The organism is Streptomyces sp. NPDC087215 (assembly GCF_044744885.1).
Classification (GTDB): domain Bacteria; phylum Actinomycetota; class Actinomycetes; order Streptomycetales; family Streptomycetaceae; genus Streptomyces.
In genome coordinates this window covers 312709-331181 of sequence record NZ_JBIUZD010000003.1, presented here as the reverse complement: position 1 = coordinate 331181, position 18473 = coordinate 312709, and the positions used below count along the sequence as shown (strand labels likewise).

Here is an 18473-nt window from a genome sequence, read left to right as displayed (position 1 = left end):
GCCGGGCCGTGCCGTGCCGGGCCGGGTCGTGGGTCAGCTCACCGGCTTGGCCTGGTGGAGGTCCACTGTGCCCGAGTAGCCGGGCAGAGTCATCGCCTTGTGCTCGTCGACTTTCCAGCCGAGCCCGTAGGCCTTCACGTACAGCTGGTACTTCTTGATCGCTTCGGACTCGGCGAGCGCCTCGCTCAGCTTCCCCCGGTCTCCGACGGCGGTGATCCTGTACGGGGGCGAGTAGACGCGGCCCTGGAGGATCAGGGTGTTGCCGACGCAGCGGACGGCGCTGGTGGAGATGAGCCGCTGGTCCATGACCCGGATGCCCTCGGCGCCGCCCTGCCACAGGGCGTTGACGACGGCCTGGAGGTCCTGCTGGTGGATGACGAGGTCGTTGGCCTGTGGTTCGGGGTAGCCGGGGGCGGCCTGGGCGTTCGGCGGGGCGTCGTCGAGGGTGACGGTGAGGCCGGAGCCGGAGATCTCGGTGGTGCCCGCGTCGGCCTCCAGGGCGGCGAGCTTCTCGTCCTCGGCGCGGGTGGAGCCGTCGTCGCGGGCGGCGAGGGAGTCGACCTCGGCGCGGAGGGCGGCGGCGGTCTCGTCGAGGCCCTCGTTCTTGTGGCCGCGTTCCTCGATCAGATCGGAGAGGCGCAGCAGCGAGGCGTCGGTGCGGATGTTGGTGCCCTTGGCGGTGTTGAAACTGGTGACGAAGATCAGTCCGGCGAGGGCGAAAACGGCGAGGGTGAGGGCCCGGACGGGCCGCCATCGGGCGGTGCGGCCGGGGCCTTCGGGAGTGCCGATGGAATTGCTCAACGTACCCTGATCCCCTTCGGTGCCGCGGAACCACTACGCTAACGGACGCCTGGGGGACGCAGACGTCCTCCTTCGTCACATCCCGGCGCCAGCCACAGTTCCCTGCGCGGTCACGCAGCGCATCGACAGGAGAGTCCCTCGTGCCGAAGTCACGGATCCGCAAGAAGGCCGACTTCACGCCCCCGCCCGCGAAGCAGGCGACCAACATCAAGCTGACCAATCGCAGCTGGGTGGCGCCGGTGATGCTGGCGCTGTTCGCCATCGGTCTGGTGTGGATCGTGGTCTTCTACGTCACCGACGGTTCGATGCCGATCGAGTCGATCCGGAACTGGAACATCGTGGTGGGCTTCGGCTTCATCGCGGCCGGGTTCGGCGTCTCCACCCAGTGGAAGTAGCGGGCCCGCCCGCACCGTCGCAGGACACCACGAGGCCCTCGCACGGCACCGGTCCGTTCGGAGCGGTCCGCGCGGGGGACGACGGTCGGACCGCTCCGACGGTCGCTCGTCAAGTTCTCCCCTGAGCTTATCCACAGCGTTGTGCACAGCACTGGATAACTTCAGAAGATCTGTGGATAACTCGCGCCAAGTTGACGCCGGTATGACCGGAATCACCCTCGCTCGAATGAGTGATGCCCCTCGCCTCCCTGGAAAAACCCCAGGTCAGAGGCGAGGGGCGTGGCATTTCCCCACACAGCGGGGACAACCCGCCACTCACTGTGGATAACTCTGGGGAAAGCTCGCCGAAAAGCTCATCCAGAGCCCCCTGCACTCAGGTGAGCGCCGCCGAACGGGCCAGCACGATCCCCAGGTCGATCAGCAGGACCAGGCCGCAGGCCCCGTACTGCACGAGGTCACGGCGGGCCCGGGGCGCGTGCACGAGGGCGTACGTCACCAGGAGGCCCGCGACCAGGCCGCCGACGTGCGCCTCCCAGGAGATTCCCGGACGGGTGAATGTCACGAGGAGCGAGAGCGCCACGAAGAGGATCACCGGGCGCATGTCGTGCCGGTGCCTGCGGGCCAGCACGACCCAGGCGCCGATGAGCCCGTAGACGATGCCGGAGGCACCGAGCGACGGCTGGTTGGGCGCGGCGACGAGATAGGCGAGCGCCGAGCCGGAGAGCCCGGAGAGCAGACACAAGGCGGTGTACCGGACCCGGCCCAGTTCGGGCTCGACGATCCCGCCGATCACCCACAGGCCCATCACGTTGAAGAGGATGTGCCAGACCTCCTGGTGGAGGAAGGCCGAGGTGAGCAGCCGGTACCACTCGCCGTCCGCGACCCCGACGACCTCGCCGAGGAACGGGTTGTACGCGTACCCGATGAGCACCAGCTGGTCCACCAGCCGGTCGCCGAAGGCGAGGACGGCGAGGTAGACGGCGAGGTTGATCCCGATGAGGATCTTGGTGACGAACCGTCCGTCGCGCTCGATCCGGCCGCCCGCGAGCGTCCTCGGGCGGTTGGCGTCGGCGGAGTGGCCGGTGCCCGAGCCGCCGCGCACGCAGTCGGGGCACTGGAAGCCGACGGCGGCGGAGATCATGCACGCGGTGCAGATCGGCTTGTCGCAGCGGGTGCAGCGGATGCCGGTCTCGGCCTCCGGGTGGCGGTAGCAGCGCGCCGGACCGGCCTGCGGGTCCGTGGAGGGCCGCGGATCCATACGGGGTTCCCGTCCCTTCCGGCTCAGCGCTTCTCGATCACCACGGTGTCGACGACCACGTCCTGGAGCGGACGCTCGGTGTGCGGGTCGGTCGGCAGGGCCACGACGGCGTCGACGACCTTGCGGCTCTCCTTGTCGACGACCTCGCCGAAGATGGTGTGCTTGCGGTTCAGCCAGGTCGCGGGGGCGACGGTGACGAAGAACTGCGAGCCGTTGGTGCCCGGTCCCGCGTTGGCCATGGCCAGCAGATAGGGCCGGTCGAAGAACAGCTCGGGGTGGAACTCGTCGGCGAAGGAGTACCCCGGGTCGCCGGTGCCGTCACCGAGCGGATCGCCGCCCTGGATCATGAACCCCTTGATGACCCGGTGGAAGGCCGTGCCGTCGTACAGCGGGTCGGAGGAGACCTTGCCGGTCGCGGGGTGGGTCCACTCGCGCTCGCCGGAAGCGAGTTCGACGAAGTTCCGGACGGTCTTCGGGGCGTGGAACGGCATCAGCCGGACCTCGATGTCGCCCTGGCTGGTCTTGATGATCGCGTACAGCTGCTCGGCCACGGTCGCCTTCCGTCCACGTCGTGCGTGTCTGCCACGGTCGGGCCGTGTCATGTCACGCCTGTCTCTGGCGTGTCCGATCCTCGCATGACCCGGATGCCCGCCCCACATGCCGGACCTCGCTCCGGCGGGCATGATTTCGAAAAGGATGGAAAGGTGAAAAACCGACATCGCCAGCGGGCGACATCACCACCGAGGAGGAGGAATCCCGTGACCCGCATGGACAGCGTGCGCGCCGCCACAGGTTCGGCGAAGGAGAACGTTCTGCACGCCGCGGAAGTGGTGGCGCCGTACGCAGGCACGGCGAAGGACCAGGCGGCGCACTACGCGCACGAAGCGCGCGTACTGCTCGCGCCGAAGGTCTCGAAGGCCGCGTGCGTGGCCCGGGAGCAGGCTCGTGCGCAGTACGACGCGTACGTCGCACCGCATGTACCGCCGCGGGTCGACGCGGCCGCACACCGTGCGGCGGTCAAGACCCGCCTGGCCGCGCGACAGGCGGCCGACTACACCGTTCCCCGCGTCGAGCACGCGGTCGCCGCGACCGGTCCCGTCCTGGAGGAGGCCGGGTCGCGTTCCACCGCCGCCTGGGCCGCGCTGCGCGGGCAGGTGACGCCGGGGGAGATCCAGAAGATCGTACGGAAGCATGAGCGCCGGGCCAGGGCCGGACGCCTCACCAAGGGCCTGGTGGTCCTGGGGCTTCTGGTCGGCGGCGCGGTCGCCGCCTGGAAGTGCTGGGACAAGCAGGCCAACCCCGACTGGCTGGTCGAACCGCCCGCTCCCACCGAGGTGGACGAGGACACCGTCCCGTCGTCGGTGGACGGCAAGGTGGCTTCCCTCGACCCGGAGGCGGAGACCGGGGCGGATGCCGTCGCCGCGGCCGAAGAGGCCGGCGAACACGACGAGCGCCGCTGAGGCCGACGTATCTCACGGGGCTTGCGGATCTGGCAGGGCACAGGGGTCTGACGGAGCTTGTGGGTCTGGCTGGGCCGGTGTGAACGGACTCTGGGCTGGTGGGTCCGTCGGGCTGATGGGCCCGAGTGAGCTGGTGGGTCTGGTGGGTCCGACTGGGCTGGTGGGTCCGGCTCGGCCTGTAGGTCCGGTGGGACTCGTCAGGTCCGGCTGAGTCTGTGGGGCTTGTGGGTCTTGTGCGTCCAGTCGTGGGCTTGTGGGGCTATTCGTGTCTGTGAGCCTTGTGGGGCTGAGAAGCCTTGTGAGGCTGGGGAGTTTTGTGGGGCTGAGGAGTTTTGCTGGGCTCCCAAAGCCACAGGGGTTCCTGGGTCTCATGGAACTGAGGAGTCCTGCCGCCGGGCCGAGAAGTCCTGCCTGGCTCGCCGGTCCTGCGTTCCACGGGTCCTGCCGAGCTACGGGTTCCACAGGTCCTACGGAGCCACAGGTCCTGCGGGCCCCGCGGCCATGAGGTGCGCGGAGCGACGTACCGAGGGACGCGGCCGGAGAGCCGTACACCGGCTCCCGGGGAACGTACCGGGGCGCGTGACCTGCGGAGGGACGAGACGTACGAGGAGACGTGCCGTGCGGAGCGGCCGTGAGGCCGGGACGCGCGGAAGGACGCGAGCGATCGTGGTCACCGGCGCTACGCGGCGGCGAGCGCCAGCTCGGTCAGCGCGGCGGGCTCGTCGCTCACGGCCGGGGCACCGGCCGACGAGCGGTGCCGCGCGGCGGGCGAGGACCCGTGGGCCTCGGCGGCGATGCGCTGCTTGAGGGTGGGCGGCAGGGAACGGTCCCCGGCGAGCGTCCACCGGTGCGTCCGCTGCGCCGGTACGGAGGCCTCCGTCCGCCCGCCCGGCGCGGTGGCGACGGTGGCGACGCGGGCCGGGGCGGTGACCGGCTCCTCGGGCTGGTGGACGGCCTGCGGCTGGGCGGCCGTGGCGGTGCCCGCCAGGCCGACGGAGGAGAGCAGGGCGAAGAGGACGGAGAGGAAGGCGGTCCAGAACTGCTTGACCTTGGCGGTGGCCATGGCCCCTCGCTTTCGTGATGTTCTCGGATGGTTCATTTCGGGTTGCGCGCTTTACGTACTTTTCCCATGATGTGGATGCGCTCCCGATGTGCACGGACCGTGGCCGCCGCCGCGCAGTTCTTCCGATGAACACCACCCGTCCGGACCAGCGGGCCGGAACCCGCGGGCCCCGGCGCGGTCAGTTCCGGGAGTTGCCGAACAGGACCCGGTAGGCGATCAGCAGCACCAGGGCGCCGCCGATGGCCGCGCCCCAGGTGGCGAGGTCGTAGAACTGGGTCTGTATCGGGCGGTCCAGGAAGGTCGCGGAGAGCCAGCCGCCGAGGAAGGCCCCGGCGACGCCGATGAGGGTGGTGCCGATGAGGCCGCCCGGATCACGTCCGGGCAGGAGGAACTTGGCCACGGCTCCGGCCAGGAGGCCGAGGACGATCCAGCTGATGATGCCCATGGATGAGCTTCCTTCCGGTAGGGCGGGAGTGGACGGGACCGGGTACGGGTGAGCACCGGCCCCACGACGCCGACCTGCCCCCGGCCCGCCGTACGAAACCCTCTGCCGCGCCCTCTCGTACGGCCGGAGGGCCGCCCTGTTCTGCTGCGGTACATCGGCCCGCAGCCGCTGCCCCAGGTCTACGCGGAGGAACTGACGGACCGCGCCTGAACACCGGCCGCACGGGTGGGACCGGCGGGACCGTCCGCCCGCCGCCGCCGACGGGCGCGAGCACGACCGGCGAGAATGCCGAAAAGACCCCTCCGGCCTGTGCGGAACACAGGCCGGAGGGGTCTTGTCACGTGGAGCCTAGGGGAGTCGAACCCCTGACATCTGCCATGCAAAGACAGCGCTCTACCAACTGAGCTAAGGCCCCGGAACGAGGACAGCGTACCGGGTCACCCCCCATGTCCGGCAAAAGGATAGGACTCCCGGTCCGCGACCACGCTCCGTAAGATGCTGTGCGAGGTTCGCGGTGGCGAACCGCAGGGATGGGGAGTAAGTCATGGACGCAGCGCAGCAGGAAGCCACGGCCAGAGCCAGAGAGCTTCAGCGCAGTTGGTACGGGGAGCCGCTGGGGGCGCTCTTCCGTCGGCTGATCGACGACCTCGGGCTCAATCAGGCCAGGCTCGCGGCCGTCCTCGGGCTCTCCGCGCCCATGCTGTCCCAGCTGATGAGCGGCCAGCGGGCCAAGATCGGCAATCCGGCCGTCGTCCAGCGCGTCCAGGCCCTCCAGGAGCTCGCCGTCCAGGTCGCCGACGGCAGTGTCAGCGCCGCCGAGGCCGCCGACCGGATGGACGAGGTCAAGAAGTCGCAGGGCGGTTCCGTCCTCACCGGCGCCACCCAGCCCACCAACGGCTCCGGCGCGCCGACCGTGCGCCGGGTGGTCCGCGAGATCCAGTCCCTGCTGCGCTCCGTAGCGGCGGCGGGCGACATCATCGACGCCGCCGACTCCCTCGCCCCGGCCCACCCGGAACTGGCGGAGTTCCTCCGGGTGTACGGCGCGGGCCGCACGGCGGACGCCGTCGCCCACTACGAGTCGCACCAGAACTAGACCGTCCGGCGGCACCACCGGGACCACGCACCGGGGAGCGGGCGCAGCACGAGGGGTGGGGTCTTCGCCGGCCGGTACTAGCTGGTCGGCCCGGCCGGGCGGGGCGGCGCAGGCGCCGTCCGCCGCGCCCGGGACCACCGGCGCCGCCGCCACCTGACGGCCAAGGTGCTGCGGGGTTCTGCTCCAGAGCGACACACACTGCTCCGCTTCGTCCGCGAGCGGGCGCTGCTCCGTCTGACCGCGGCGCACCACCTCGTGGGCACGCCCGGACATCTCGCGCCCGAGCAGATCCTCGGCGCCGAACCCGACTTCCCTACCGATCTGTTCGCGGTCGGTCTGGTCACGCTGCATCCGCGCCAGGGCCGCGTACCGGACTCCAGGGCACTGGTTGGTGTGGGGCTTCGTCGAGCACGGCACCCCGAGCCCCCCGAAGGCGTGCCCGAGCCGCTGTGGCAGGTCCTCGCTGGGCTGCTCCGGCCCGACCCCGCAGGGCCGGTTCCGTACCGGTCACGGGCGCCCGCGAGTCGCTCGGCGCGGCCGTCGAGGTGCTGCCCGCGCCGAGGGGTGACGAGGCGCGGGACGAGATCCGCGATCAACGGGACCCCTGCCACCGGGTTTCCGCCCAGAGTGCCAGAGCGCCCCGGGAGCCCCGCAGCTGCCCCGGACAGCACCTCCTGTCACTCCCGGCCGCTCCCACCCGCCCCTGTGGGCCCCGTGGCCCGCCGTACGCCCCCGAGCACGCCCCCGGCCCTCCGGTGCCCCCGGCACCGTCCCGCCCGCGCACGCCCGCTTCCTCACGCGCTCCCCCTCGGCGCTTCACACCGGCAAGGAAAAATCGCTCGGACAGAGCGAAGCCCCGGCCCGCTCACGCGCGGCCGGGGCTTCACCCACAGACGTTCTTCGACTCAGACACCGGAACCTGCGGGCACGGAGTCGGTCGCCTCCGTCCACAGGTCCTGCTCGGCGCGATCCGCCTGGATCTGGCGGTACACGAGGAGCCCGCCGATGGCGGCCAGTGCGACCAGGAGAAGCTTCTTCACCGCGCGACCTCGTCCTTCGTTGACGTAGGGGACTTCTGACGCCCACTCTACACATCGACCGATACCGATCGGTGACCTGTGCGAGGTTCAAACCTCCGGCCGCGTCCGGAGAAACAGATCGGCCCGGACGGAGTACCGTCCGGGCCGATCGTCACTGTGGGGCTAACAGGATTTGAACCTGTGGCCTCATCCTTATCAGGGATGCGCTCTAACCAACTGAGCTATAGCCCCGCCGCGCTCTGCGGAGTATGTCCCGCGCGCTGACTCCTGAAGATTAGCGCACGTGGGGGCCAGTCCCAAAATCCGTTCCCGGGCCGGCCCCGCACGCCCTACTCGTCCTCGGCGAGGGTCAGCTCCACACCGCCCACGAAGCCCGCCGACAGGTTGTAGATGAACGCGCCCAGCGTCGCCAGGGCGGTCATCAGCACCACGTCGATCACCGCGATCACCGAGGTGAACATCAGCACCCTCGGCAGCGACAGGAACGACTGCAGGTCGAAGCCGTTGGACTCGTTCGAGCCCGTCGCCTCGCTGATCGTGCCGCCGACCGTGGAGAAGACGCCCATGGCGTCCATGACCATCCACAGCACGGCCGCCGCGACGACCGTGCAGATGCCCAGCGCGATGGAGAGCAGGAAGCTCACCTTCATCACCGACCACGGATCGGCCTTGGCCACCCGCAGCCGCGCCTTGCGCGTCCGGGGCGTCGTACGTGCCCCGGTACGCGGCCGGCGCACGGCACCGGTCCCCGCCTGCTGGCCGCCCGGCGCCGAAGCGCCGTACGCCTGCGGCGGATGGTAGGGCCCCGTCGGCTGCGCACTCGTGCGCTCACCGGGCAGCGGCCCGTTGTAGGTCTCGTACGGGGGCTGCTGCCCCCGAGTGTCCGTCACCGCAACCCCCTGGGAGTCCGTGGCGGAGCCACGGGCGCCGTTCGCTCCAGCACCAGCAGAAGCTCCGGCAGCCGCCGATCCGGCGCCCGTGGCTCCACTCACGCTCTCACTCCTCGTGCTCCCCTGCCGAGGGCTCCGTGCCCTCGACTGTCCCGGTCTCGACCACCACGGTCTCGACCACCGTGTCCTCCGACGCCTCCACGGCCTCGTCGGACTCGTCCACCTCGTCGTCACCGCTCGCCTCGGCGTTGCGCGCGATGCCGACGACGGCGTCACGCTTGCCCAGGTTGATCAGCTGGACGCCCATGGTGTCACGGCCGGTCTCCCTGACTTCGCTGACTCGCGTACGGATCACACCGCCGGACAGTGTGATGGCGAGGATCTCATCCGTCTCCTCCACCACCAGCGCGCCCACGAGCGAGCCCCGGTCCTCCACGATCTTGGCAGCCTTGATGCCGAGGCCGCCGCGGCCCTGGACGCGGTACTCGTCGACGGCGGTGCGCTTCGCGTAGCCGCCGTCGGTCGCGGTGAAGACGAACGTACCGGGCCGGACGACATTCATCGAGAGCAGCTCGTCGTCCTCGCGGAAACTCATCCCCTTGACGCCCGAGGTGGCGCGTCCCATCGGACGCAGCGCGTCGTCCGTTGCGGTGAAGCGGATCGACTGCGCCTTCTTGCTGACGAGCAGCAGATCGTCCTCGGCGGAGACCAGCTCGGCGCCGATCAGCTCGTCGTCCGCGCCGTTCTCGGTCTCGCGCAGGTTGATCGCGATGACACCGCCGGAGCGCGGCGAGTCGTAGTCCTTCAGCGCGGTCTTCTTCACCAGACCGGCCTTGGTCGCGAGCACCAGGTACGGCGCGGCCTCGTAGTCGCGGATCGCCAGGATCTGCGCGATCTGCTCGTCCGGCTGGAAGGCCAACAGGTTGGCGACGTGCTGGCCGCGCGCGTCCCGGCCCGCGTCGGGCAGCTCGTACGCCTTCACGCGGTAGACCCGGCCCTTGTTCGTGAAGAACAGCAGCCAGTGGTGGGTCGTGGAGACGAAGAAGTGGTCGACGATGTCGTCCTGCTTCAGCTTCGTGCCGCGCACGCCCTTGCCGCCGCGCTTCTGCGAGCGGTAGTCCTCGGTCTTCGTCCGCTTCACATAGCCACCGCGCGAGATGGTGACGACGATGTCCTCCTCGGCGATCAGGTCCTCGATGGACATGTCACCGTCGAAGGGCACGAGCTTGGACCGGCGGTCGTCGCCGAACTTCTCGACGAGCGCGGCCAGCTCCTCGCTGACGATCGAGCGCTGGCGCTCCGGGGAGGCCAGGATCGCGTTGTACTCGTTGATCTTCGCCTGGAGCTCGTCGTGTTCGGCGACGATCTTCTGGCGCTCCAGGGCGGCGAGCCGGCGGAGCTGCATCTCCAGGATCGCGTTGGCCTGGATCTCGTCGATCCGGAGCAGCTCCATCAGGCCGCCGCGCGCGATCTCGACGGTGTCGCTGCGCCGGATGAGCGCGATGACCTCGTCGATCGAGTCGAGCGCCTTGAGCAGACCGCGCAGGATGTGGGCGCGCTCCTCGGCCTTGCGCAGCCGGAAGCGGGTCCGGCGCACGATGACCTCGATCTGGTGCGTCACCCAGTGGCGGATGAACGCGTCGAGCGAGAGGGTGCGCGGCACGCCGTCGACGAGCGCCAGCATGTTCGCGCCGAAGTTCGTCTGGAGATCGGTGTGCTTGTACAGGTTGTTGAGGACGACCTTGGCGACGGCGTCGCGCTTGAGCACGATCACCAGGCGCTGGCCGGTCCGGGACGAGGTCTCGTCGCGGACGTCGGCGATGCCGCCGACCTTGCCGTCCTTGACCAGGTCGGCGATCTTCTGCGCGAGGTTGTCCGGGTTGGTCTGGTACGGGAGCTCCGTGACCACCAGACACTGGCGGTTCTGGATCTCCTCGACCTCGACGACCGCGCGCATCGTGATGGAGCCGCGACCGGTGCGGTACGCCTCCTCGATGCCCTTGCGGCCGACGACGAGCGCGCCGGTGGGGAAGTCCGGGCCCTTGATCCGCTCGATCAGGGCGTCGAGGAGTTCCTCGTGGCTTGCCTCGGGGTGCTCCAGGGCCCACTGGGCACCGGCCGCGACCTCGCGCAGGTTGTGCGGCGGGATGTTGGTGGCCATGCCGACGGCGATGCCCGCGGAGCCGTTGACCAGCAGGTTCGGGAACCGGGCCGGGAGGACCGTGGGCTCCTTGTTGCGGCCGTCGTAGTTGTCCGTGAAGTCGACGGTCTCCTCGTCGATGTCGCGGAGCATCTCCATCGACAGCGGCGCCATCTTGCACTCGGTGTAGCGCATGGCGGCGGCCGGGTCGTTGCCCGGGGAGCCGAAGTTGCCGTTGGAGTCGACGAGCGGCATCCGCATCGACCAGGGCTGGGCGAGCCGGACGAGCGCGTCGTAGATCGAGGAGTCGCCGTGCGGGTGGTACGTGCCCATGACGTCACCGACGACGCGGGCGCACTTGTAGAAGCCCTTCTCGGGCCGGTAGCCGCCGTCGTACATCGCGTACAGCACGCGCCGGTGGACGGGCTTGAGGCCGTCCCGTACGTCGGGCAGCGCGCGGGACACGATGACGGACATCGCGTAGTCGAGGTACGAGCGCTGCATCTCGGTCTCGAGCCCGACGGGCTCGATCCGCATGACGGGTTCCTGCTCTTCGGTGGTGCCGGTGGGCGTGGTTTCGTCGGCCATTGCTGGTCGTCAGTCCTTTCGTACGGTCAGCGGGGACCGACTCAGATGTCGAGGAAGCGAACGTCCTTGGCGTTGCGCTGGATGAACGAACGGCGTGCCTCGACGTCCTCACCCATGAGGACCGAGAAGAGGTCGTCGGCCTGGGCCGCGTCGTCCAGGGTGACCTGGCCGAGGACGCGGTGCTCGACGTCCATGGTGGTGACGCGCAGCTCCTCGGCGTTCATCTCGCCGAGGCCCTTGAAGCGCTGGATCGAGTCTTCCTTGATCCGCTTGCCGTTCTGCTTGCCCAGCTCGACGAGCGCGTCCCGCTCCCGGTCCGAGTAGGCGTACTCGAAGTCGTCCCGGCCCCACTTGATCTTGTAGAGCGGCGGGCGGGAGAGGTAGACGTGCCCGGCCTCGACCAGCGGCCGCATGAAGCGGAAGAGGAAGGTCAGGAGCAGGGTGTTGATGTGCTGGCCGTCGACGTCGGCGTCCGCCATCAGGATGATCTTGTGATAGCGGAGCTTCTCGATGTCGAAGTCCTCGTGCACCCCGGTGCCGAAGGCGCTGATGAGCGCCTGGACCTCGGTGTTCTGCAGGATCTTGTCGATCCGCGCCTTCTCGACGTTCAGGATCTTGCCGCGGATCGGCAGGATGGCCTGGTACATCGGGTTGCGGCCGGACTTGGCCGAACCGCCGGCGGAGTCGCCCTCGACGATGAAGATCTCGCACTTGGACGGGTCGTTCGACTGGCAGTCGGAGAGCTTGCCCGGCAGCGACGCCGACTCCAGGAGGCCCTTGCGGCGGGTCAGGTCGCGCGCCTTGCGCGCGGCCACGCGCGCGGTGGCGGCCTGGATCGACTTGCGGATGATGTCCGCGGCCTCGATCGGGTTGCGGTCGAGCCAGTCGTTGAGGTGCTCGTAGACCGCGCGCTGCACGAAGGTCTTGGCCTCCGTGTTGCCCAGCTTCGTCTTGGTCTGGCCCTCGAACTGCGGCTCGCTCAGCTTGACCGAGATGATCGCCGTCAGACCCTCGCGGATGTCGTCGCCCGTGAGGTTGTCGTCCTTCTCGCGGAGCAGCTTCTTGTCGCGCGCGTACTTGTTGATCAGCGAGGTCAGCGCCGCCCGGAAGCCCTCCTCGTGCGTGCCGCCCTCGTGGGTGTGGATGATGTTGGCGAAGGAGTACACGCCCTCGCTGTAGCCGCTGTTCCACTGCATCGCGACCTCGAGGGACAGGCTCTTGTCCTTGTCCTCCGCCTCCAGGTCGATCACCGTGGGGTGGATCAGCTCGCCCTTGCGCGAGTTGAGGTACTTCACGAAGTCGACGATGCCGCCCTCGTAGTGGTACTTCACCGTGCGGGCGGCGGGCTCGGTGGCCTCCGTGGCGGGGACGTCCGCCCCGACCGTGGCCTTCGCCGACTCGCGCTCGTCCGTGAGCGTCAGGGTGAGGCCCTTGTTGAGGAAGGCCATCTCCTGGAAGCGGCGCGCGAGCGTCTCGAAGGAGTACTCGGTGGTCTCGAAGATGTCCGGGTCGGCCCAGAAGGTGACCGAGGTGCCGGTCTCCTCGGTCGCCTCGTGCTGGACGAGCGGGGCGGTCGGGACGCCCATCGCGTACTCCTGCGTCCAGCGGTGACCGTCCGTCTTGATCTCGACGGCGATCCTCGTGGACAGGGCGTTCACGACCGACACACCGACACCGTGCAGACCGCCGGAGACGGCGTAGCCGCCGCCGCCGAACTTGCCGCCCGCGTGCAGCACGGTCAGGACGACCTCGACGGCCGGCTTGCCCTCGGAGGCCACGATGCCCACCGGGATGCCGCGGCCGTTGTCGATCACGCGGACGCCGCCGTCGGGCAGGATCGTCACGTCGATGGTGTCGGCGTGACCGGCCAGGGCTTCGTCGACCGAGTTGTCGACGACCTCCTGCACCATGTGGTGCAGACCGCGCTCGCCGGTCGAGCCGATGTACATGCCGGGGCGCTTGCGCACGGCATCCAGGCCTTCGAGGACCTGGATGTTGTTGGCGGTGTACTGGTTGTTCTCGTTGGGGTCGCCGGAATCGGCCACGAAGCGCCCTTTCTGGCACAGCACAGACCGTTCTCCGGGCATACGGGAGCCGGCTGCGTCGTTCGACATTTCCGCGGGGTGGCGGGATTCCTTCCAGTCTACCGGTAGCGCCGACACTCATGGGGGTTTGCCGGTACCTGAGTCCGCATGTGCCGCCCTGAGTGGGAGCTAGACGACTCCCCATATCCGGACAGGGGCTCCAGAGCCCCCTGACGGCCACCCAGCGCTTCGGGCCGATGTCTCGCTGTGGGCATCCGGCCCGCCGTGTCACGGGCACGGGCCCGCGGGGGCGGAACGGGCGGGCGGGGGCGGGACGGAACCGCCGGGCGGCGGGGAGGGGTGCGGCGGAATCGGGACATCCGCACGGGCGCGCGTGTACGAGCGCCCGTGCGCGGGCACATGGGCTGGCGGGCCGTGCCCGGCCGGGCACGTGGTGACGGGCCGTCCGCCGAGGAGCCGGGTGGGGCGGGCGCATGAGGACGGGCCCGCGTCGGGGCTCCCGCGCGGGAGGACGGGCCGCGCCGAGGACGCTCGCGCGGGGGGACGGCCGGGTGAGGGCGGCCCGGAGTGGGAACGGCCGGGGGTGGCGGCGATCTGGTGGGGCGGCTCAGGCGAAGGCTGCTCGTGCTGGGGTACAGCTCGTGCGAGGGAGGCTCGTGTGAGGGCGCGCACACTTTCGGCGGGCGCTGGGCGCACGCCCCTTTCGCCGCGCGCCCAGCGCCCAGCACGCCCCGCCTCACGGGAGGGCGGCTACCCGTACGTGTCCCCGGGCCCGACGCTGCCGGGGGCCCTGAGCGGTCCGTACCCGCGCCGGGGCGCGCCGGGGCCGAGGACCTTGATCACCCGTACCGTCCCGTGCCCCAGGTCCTCGTTGAGGCGGGCGACGAGCCGGGGGGCGAGCAGCCGCAGCTGGGTCGCCCAGGCCGTCGAGTCGCATTGGACGGTCAGCACGCGCGCGTCCGGCTCGTCGTCGAACTTCAGCGGTACGCAGTGCTTGGCCAGGTCCTCGCCGACGATCTGCGGCCAGCGGCCCATGACCCCGCCGACGGCCGCGGGCGTCTCCCAGCCCCGCTCGGTGATCAGCCGGTTGATCGCGGCTCCGAGCGCCATCGGGTCGCGCCCGTCGGCGCGCGCGCCGGAGCGCAGTCCGCCCCCGCGCCGGGCCTGCTTCTTCTGCTGGGCGGCTGCGCCCCGCGCCTTCGCCTGTTCCTTGGCGGCGCGCAGGGCGACCCTGGCGAGGTCCACTCCGGAGGATTCGGGGACCGCGGGCCTGTCCACAGGCTGTGGGGAACCCTCGCTCATGTCCGCTCGACCGTCCCGCCCGCCACCGTGTAACGCGCCCCGGCGAGGACACCCGGCACGTCGTCGTCGACGGCAGCGGTGACGAGGACCTGCTCGCCGCCCGCCACCAGCTCCGCGAGCCGTTCGCGCCGCCGGGCGTCCAGTTCGGCGAAGACGTCGTCGAGGACGAGGACCGGCTCGTTGCCCTCGCTCCGCAGCAGGTCGTACGAGGCGAGCCGGAGCGCCAGCGCGTACGACCAGGACTCGCCGTGGCTCGCGTACCCCTTGGCGGGCAGGTCGCCGAGCCTGAGGAGCAGTTCGTCGCGGTGCGGACCGACCAGGGTGACGCCCCGCTCGACCTCCTGCTTGCGCACCTCTCCCAGGGCGGCGAGCAACTGCTCGTACAGCTCCTCGCGGGTGTGCCCGGCGCCGGGCGCGGACGGCCGGTACTCGAGGAGCAGCGGTCCCCCGCCGGGCGCCAGCTGCTCGTACGCCTTGTCCGCGAGCGGCTGGAGTACGGAGATCAGGTCGAGCCGCTGGGCGAGCAGCTCCGCCCCGGCACGGGCCAGGTGCTGGTCCCAGACGTCGAGCGTCGACAGGTCCATGCCGCGACCGCCGTGTCTGCGGGCCATCGCCGCCGACTTCAGGAGCGTGTTGCGCTGCTTGAGGACGCGCTCGTAGTCGGAGCGGACGCCCGCCATGCGCGGCGTGCGCGCCGTGATGAGTTCGTCGAGGAAGCGTCGGCGCTCGCCCGGGTCGCCCTTCACCAGGGCGAGGTCTTCCGGCGCGAACAGCACGGTCCGCACGATGCCGACCACATCACGCGGTCTGACCTGCGAGGACCTGTTGATGCGGGCGCGGTTGGCGCGGCCCGGGTTGAGTTCGAGTTCGATGAGCTGGGAGCGCTCGCCCTGGGTGACGGCGGCGCGCACGACGGCGCGCTCGGCGCCCATCCGCACCAGCGGCGCGTCGGAGGCGACCCGGTGGCTGGACAGGGTCGCGAGATAGCCGACGGCCTCGACCAGATTGGTCTTGCCCTGGCCGTTGGCACCCACGAAAGCGGTGACGCCCGGGTCGAGCGGTACCTCGACCCGGGCGTACGAGCGGAAGTCGGCCAGCGAGAGGTGCGTGACGTGCATGGTTGGGCGCCGACCTTCCCCCAGCGGCTGTGCACCACCGGGTGCACAGCCTGTGGACTACTTCTTGGACTCGACCGCGTGGCCGCCGAACTGGTTGCGCAGCGCGGCGATCATCTTCATCTGCGGGGAGTCGTCCTGCCGCGAGGCGAACCGCGCGAACAGCGAGGCTGTGATCGCCGGGAGCGGCACCGCGTTGTCGATGGCCGCCTCGACGGTCCACCGGCCCTCGCCGGAGTCCTGCGCGTAGCCCCGGAGCGCGTCCAGGTGCTCGTCCTCGTCCAGCGCGTTCACCGCGAGGTCGAGCAGCCAGGAACGGATGACCGTGCCCTCCTGCCAGGAGCGGAAGACCTCGCGCACATCGGTGACGGAGTCGACCTTCTCCAGGAGCTCCCAGCCCTCGGCGTAGGCCTGCATCATGGCGTACTCGATGCCGTTGTGGACCATCTTGGCGAAGTGGCCCGCGCCGACCTTGCCCGCGTGGACCGAGCCGAACTCGCCCTCGGGCTTGAGGGCGTCGAAGATCGGCTGGACCCTCGCCACGTCCTCGGCGGAGCCGCCGTACATCAGCGCGTAGCCGTTCTCCAGGCCCCAGACGCCGCCGGAGACACCGCAGTCGACGAAGCCGATGCCCTTGGCCGCCAGCTCCTCCGCGTGCTTCTCGTCGTCGGTCCAGCGGGAGTTGCCGCCGTCCACGACGATGTCGCCGGGGGAGAGCAGTTCGGCCAGCTCGTCGATGGTGGACTGGGTCGCGGCACCGGCCGGGACCATCACCCACACGACGCGCGGACCCTTGAGCTTGCCCACAAGCTCTTGCAGGCTGTGGACATCGGCGAGGTCCGGGTTGCGGTCGTATCCGATGACGGTGTGGCCTGCGCGGCGGATGCGCTCGCGCATGTTGCCGCCCATCTTGCCGAGACCGACGAGACCGAGCTCCATCAGAGATTCCTTAAGCGTCGTGTGCGGTTCGTACCCGCGTCCGAGCCTACGCCCGGACGCGGGTGCACACCTGTGGGGTCAGCCGCTCAGGCGAAGCCCCGTACGGGGCGCTCGACCGGAGGGCCGCACCGCTCCACGGGCGGCCTCCGGGGGCGATCCCCGGACCCGGGTTCAGCCGGAGAGCCGCACCGGCATGATCAGGTACTTGTACGCCTCGTCCGCCTCGGCGTCCACGGCCGCCCTGCCGCTGAGCAGCGCGGGCTTGGTGGAGGTCGTGAAGGAGAGCTGGGCGACCGGGGAGTCGATCGCGCTCAGACCGTCGAGCAGGAAGGTCGGGTTGAAGGCGATCGAGATGTCGTCGCCCTCCAGCTTCGCGTCGACCCGCTCCACAGCCTGTGCGTCGTCGCTGGAGCCGGCTTCGAGGATGAGCACGCCCTGCTCGAAGCTCAGCCGCACCGGGGTGTTGCGCTCGGCCACCAGGGCCACGCGCTTGACGGCCTCGACGAACGGCGCGGTCTCGATCACGGCGATCGAGTTGAACTCGGTCGGGAAGAGCGTCCGGTACTTCGGCAGGTCGCCCTCGAGGAGCCGGGTGGTGGTGCGGCGGCCCGCGCCCTCGAAGCCGATGAGGCCCTCGCCCTTGCCGGAGCCGGAGAGCGCCAGGGTGACCGTGTCACCGCTGGTGAGCGCCTTCGCGGTGTCCAGGAGGGTCTTCGCGGGCACCAGGGCGACGGCGGAGGCGTCCGGGGACTCCGGCTTCCACAGGAACTCGCGGACCGCGAAGCGGTAGCGGTCGGTGGAGGCCAGGGTGACGGTGTCGCCCTCGATCTCGATGCGCACACCGGTGAGGACGGGCAGCGTGTCGTCACGGCCGGCGGCGATGGCCACCTGCGCGGCGGCGGAGGCGAAGACCTCACCGGGGACGGTGCCGGTGGCGGTCGGCATCTCGGGCAGCGCCGGGTACTCCTCCACGGGCAGGGTGTGGAGGGTGAAGCGGGAGGAGCCGCAGACCACGGTCGCCCGGACGCCGTCGGTGGAGATCTCCACCGGGCGGTTGGGGAGGGCGCGGCAGATGTCGGCGAGCAGACGGCCGGAGACCAGGACGGTGCCGTCCTCCTCGACCTCCGCCCCGACGGAGACACGGGCCGAGACCTCGTAGTCGAAGCTGGAGAAGCTCAGCGCGCCGTCCTCGGCCTTCAGCAGAAGGCCCGCGAGCACGGGCGCCGGCGGACGGGCCGGAAGGCTGCGGGCCACCCAGGCCACCGCCTCCGCGAGTACATCGCGCTCCACCCGGATCTTCACCGGAACCGCCTCCTGCTGTTGCTGGCTCTTCGTCGACTGCGAGAACCAGTCTGACGTACGCCGCCGACACTCGGTGCTGCTCGGGGTCAAGTCGGGTCGAGCAGGCGTCCGAGCTCCGGCGGCGAGTTGTGCACAGGCCCCACTTCGAAGCGGATTCCTAGCTAACTCTAAGTAGGAGTAGTAGTAGGGCCTGTGGAAACGGTGGATAACCCCGTATTCGCAGGTCAGGCCCTGTTTTTTGTCCACCGAGCCTGTGGGTGGAGGCGGTGGAAAACCCGGGGTCTCTGTGGACACCCGAAAGTTCTGCACAGGCCATGCACAGGCGACGGGGAGTTCTCCCCAGCGATGTCCCCAGCTTTACCCGGGTTCCCCACAGCCCAACCGTCCACCTTGGTGTGACGGCTTTCACTCGGCGCGGTGACCATGGCCGTTTTGTTGCCGAACAGTGGACAGGGGTGTGGAGAAGCTGTGGGCAACGGGCTGCTGCCTGTGGGTTGCCGGTGGACAACCTTCGAGGCCTCCTGTGGACGAAAATTTTATCCACAGCCTGTGGAGATCTTTTATGCACAATTCCACAGGGTGCTGACCTGGGGTGAT

General features: G+C 70.0%; 16 protein-coding genes and 2 tRNA genes. 3 read left to right on the top strand and 15 right to left on the bottom strand.

The window, feature by feature from the left end:
* Window positions 1-33: 33 nt before the first annotated feature.
* Complete coding sequence (locus tag ACIO92_RS11020; RefSeq protein WP_366443563.1) at window positions 34-801, bottom strand: DUF881 domain-containing protein; 768 nt, start codon at window positions 799-801, stop codon at window positions 34-36.
* 140 nt (window positions 802-941) lie between these two features.
* Between ACIO92_RS11020 and crgA the strand changes: the two genes are divergently transcribed.
* A complete protein-coding gene (gene crgA, locus ACIO92_RS11015) occupies window positions 942-1196 on the top strand; it encodes a cell division protein CrgA (RefSeq protein WP_306329356.1) in 255 nt (84 codons plus the stop codon).
* 373 nt (window positions 1197-1569) lie between these two features.
* Here crgA and ACIO92_RS11010 read toward each other — a convergent pair whose 3' ends face one another.
* Window positions 1570-2454, bottom strand: coding sequence for a rhomboid family intramembrane serine protease (locus ACIO92_RS11010; protein ID WP_366443564.1), 885 nt, complete (start codon window positions 2452-2454; stop codon window positions 1570-1572).
* Window positions 2455-2477: 23 nt separating this feature from the next.
* Window positions 2478-3005 carry a peptidylprolyl isomerase gene (locus ACIO92_RS11005; protein ID WP_366443565.1) on the bottom strand — a complete coding sequence of 176 codons (528 nt, stop codon included), beginning with the start codon at window positions 3003-3005 and terminating at the stop codon, window positions 2478-2480.
* Window positions 3006-3212: 207 nt separating this feature from the next.
* Between ACIO92_RS11005 and ACIO92_RS11000 the strand changes: the two genes are divergently transcribed.
* Window positions 3213-3914: a DUF5324 family protein gene (locus ACIO92_RS11000; protein ID WP_402280082.1), complete on the top strand. Its 702-nt coding sequence runs from the start codon at window positions 3213-3215 to the stop codon at window positions 3912-3914.
* A gap of 679 nt (window positions 3915-4593) precedes the next feature.
* Here ACIO92_RS11000 and ACIO92_RS10995 read toward each other — a convergent pair.
* From ACIO92_RS10995 to ACIO92_RS10985, 3 genes are all read right to left on the bottom strand, one after another.
* Entirely contained in the window at window positions 4594-4977 is a 384-nt protein-coding gene (locus ACIO92_RS10995; RefSeq protein WP_366443567.1) for a DUF6344 domain-containing protein, read from the bottom strand.
* Between the two features lie 178 nt (window positions 4978-5155).
* Window positions 5156-5422 carry a GlsB/YeaQ/YmgE family stress response membrane protein gene (locus tag ACIO92_RS10990; RefSeq protein WP_366443568.1) on the bottom strand — a complete coding sequence of 89 codons (267 nt, stop codon included), beginning with the start codon at window positions 5420-5422 and terminating at the stop codon, window positions 5156-5158.
* A gap of 342 nt (window positions 5423-5764) precedes the next feature.
* Window positions 5765-5837: transfer RNA gene (locus tag ACIO92_RS10985), tRNA-Ala, on the bottom strand.
* A gap of 129 nt (window positions 5838-5966) precedes the next feature.
* On the opposite strand from ACIO92_RS10985, the gene ACIO92_RS10980 reads away from it, so the two are divergent.
* Window positions 5967-6515, top strand: coding sequence for a DNA-binding protein (locus ACIO92_RS10980; RefSeq protein ID WP_351783332.1), 549 nt, complete (start codon window positions 5967-5969; stop codon window positions 6513-6515).
* A 905-nt stretch (window positions 6516-7420) separates the two neighbouring features.
* On the opposite strand, the gene ACIO92_RS10975 is transcribed toward ACIO92_RS10980, so the two are convergent.
* The 9 genes from ACIO92_RS10975 to dnaN all read right to left on the bottom strand — a co-directional run bounded on the left by ACIO92_RS10975 (window position 7421) and on the right by dnaN (window position 17876).
* Entirely contained in the window at window positions 7421-7555 is a 135-nt protein-coding gene (locus ACIO92_RS10975) for a DLW-39 family protein (RefSeq protein WP_003958712.1), read from the bottom strand.
* A gap of 157 nt (window positions 7556-7712) precedes the next feature.
* Window positions 7713-7786: transfer RNA gene (locus ACIO92_RS10970), tRNA-Ile, on the bottom strand.
* 98 nt (window positions 7787-7884) lie between these two features.
* Window positions 7885-8445, bottom strand: a complete 561-nt coding sequence (locus ACIO92_RS10965) for a DUF3566 domain-containing protein (RefSeq protein ID WP_366443570.1) — start codon at window positions 8443-8445, stop codon at window positions 7885-7887.
* 106 nt (window positions 8446-8551) lie between these two features.
* Window positions 8552-11173 carry a DNA gyrase subunit A gene (gyrA, locus tag ACIO92_RS10960; RefSeq protein WP_401235280.1) on the bottom strand — a complete coding sequence of 874 codons (2622 nt, stop codon included), beginning with the start codon at window positions 11171-11173 and terminating at the stop codon, window positions 8552-8554.
* 41 nt (window positions 11174-11214) lie between these two features.
* A complete protein-coding gene (gene gyrB / locus ACIO92_RS10955) occupies window positions 11215-13242 on the bottom strand; it encodes a DNA topoisomerase (ATP-hydrolyzing) subunit B (protein WP_366443606.1) in 2028 nt (675 codons plus the stop codon).
* Between the two features lie 726 nt (window positions 13243-13968).
* The gene (locus ACIO92_RS10950) at window positions 13969-14520 is read right to left on the bottom strand and encodes a DciA family protein (RefSeq protein WP_351783324.1); all 552 of its coding nucleotides are present in this window, start codon (window positions 14518-14520) and stop codon (window positions 13969-13971) included.
* A complete protein-coding gene (gene recF / locus ACIO92_RS10945; RefSeq protein WP_366443572.1) occupies window positions 14517-15638 on the bottom strand; it encodes a DNA replication/repair protein RecF in 1122 nt (373 codons plus the stop codon). Before recF ends, ACIO92_RS10950 begins: the two co-directional genes overlap by 4 nt.
* 57 nt (window positions 15639-15695) lie before the next feature.
* Window positions 15696-16574, bottom strand: coding sequence for a phosphogluconate dehydrogenase (NAD(+)-dependent, decarboxylating) (gnd, locus tag ACIO92_RS10940; protein ID WP_366443573.1), 879 nt, complete (start codon window positions 16572-16574; stop codon window positions 15696-15698).
* A gap of 171 nt (window positions 16575-16745) precedes the next feature.
* Window positions 16746-17876, bottom strand: coding sequence for a DNA polymerase III subunit beta (dnaN, locus tag ACIO92_RS10935; protein ID WP_366443574.1), 1131 nt, complete (start codon window positions 17874-17876; stop codon window positions 16746-16748).
* Window positions 17877-18473 lie beyond the last annotated feature (597 nt).